1 protein-coding gene is annotated in these 1,259 nt (G+C 59.0%); it reads left to right on the top strand.

The features are described from left to right. Positions 1-1,259: FG-GAP repeat domain-containing protein (locus tag NKH59_RS33330; RefSeq protein WP_353024472.1), on the top strand; the 1,259-nt coding region annotated here is incomplete at both ends.

Below are 1,259 nucleotides of genomic sequence, written 5' to 3'. Positions count from 1 at the left end.
GCAGCGCTTACAAGCTGACCTACGACCAGGCGCCGTTCTCCAACGCCTCGCGTCTGACAGCCGTCAGCCGCTACGGCACCGATGCCACCATCGCTGCCGACGGCACCATCACCGGCAGCACTTCAGAGCTGCTCGGTCAGATGATCTACCAGAATACCGATGGGGTCTACACGACGGTCGATGCCTCCCTCCTCACAGGCTTTCTCCTCATGGAAGGAGCACCAAACGAGGTCGGCGATTTGGACTTTGACAGCCGCGACGAGATCTTTGGCGACTACGCCACGCAAGGAGAATCCCCAACAGGGCAAAAGTCGGCCAGTAGAACAAAGTACCGATATAAATTCGATTCGAATGGCGCACTGATCGATACAATCTCGGTGAGCCTTAACGCCGCCTATGACGGAAAATATTCTTCCAAGCCCGGTCGGTTCTTTCCCGACAAAAGCACGATGGACTTTGCGGACACGGTGACGTCAACTTCGAATGACGGCCACACGGTGACGACGGGCACACGAGGCGCGTTTGTCATCACAAACGCCCAGCTCGCGTTGACCAATGCCAATTGTAAATCAACGCTCTTCTTCGGTGGCCCCGTCGTGCCGGCCAGCTACGAAGCCGCGTGCGATGCGCTCTCGACCGGCTCATTTGTTGTCGCTGACGCTGACGCTGACGGCATCGACACCGTGAACCGCTCAACCATCTGGGGCGATATCGGAGTTGGCGATTTCCTCGGCAATGGGCACCAGCAGCCGCTATTAGCACAGGCGCTCTTCGGCGGAGACGTAGCGAAAGGCGTCCTGTCAAACGGCACCTGGGAGCCGGTCCAGCCCTCCTTTTCCTTCGGCTGCTCGGGGCAGCTTTATACCGGCTCAGGGAGTTGTATTCTGGCAGATGTCAATGGCGACGGCGCGACAGACATTTTCCGTTACAATGGCACTGACGACAGCGCCAGACTGTGGCTGTCGACCGGTGTCGACTTCAAGGAATACGCGGTTTCCTCGATACCAGGGACGTCCGCCATTCTTCGCGACTTCGACAATGACGGTCGCGTGGACGTCATCACCATCGGCGGCACATTGACTGCGAAGAGGGCCGACACGATCCGGGTCTTCTCACTGCGTCCGTCGTCGACGGCGATGGCCCCGGTGGAATTCACACTTCCGGCCAGGATGGACGCCGGCGTTGCGATAGGCGACTTCAACGGCGACGGGCTGCCGGACTTTACCGACTACAAAGACCACATGTTCATCTCGGCGCCC

Source organism: Mesorhizobium sp. M0998 (assembly GCF_040318885.1).
Classification (GTDB): domain Bacteria; phylum Pseudomonadota; class Alphaproteobacteria; order Rhizobiales; family Rhizobiaceae; genus Mesorhizobium.
Note: the sequence above shows the minus strand (reverse complement) of the source record. Positions and strands in the feature narration are given on the sequence as shown.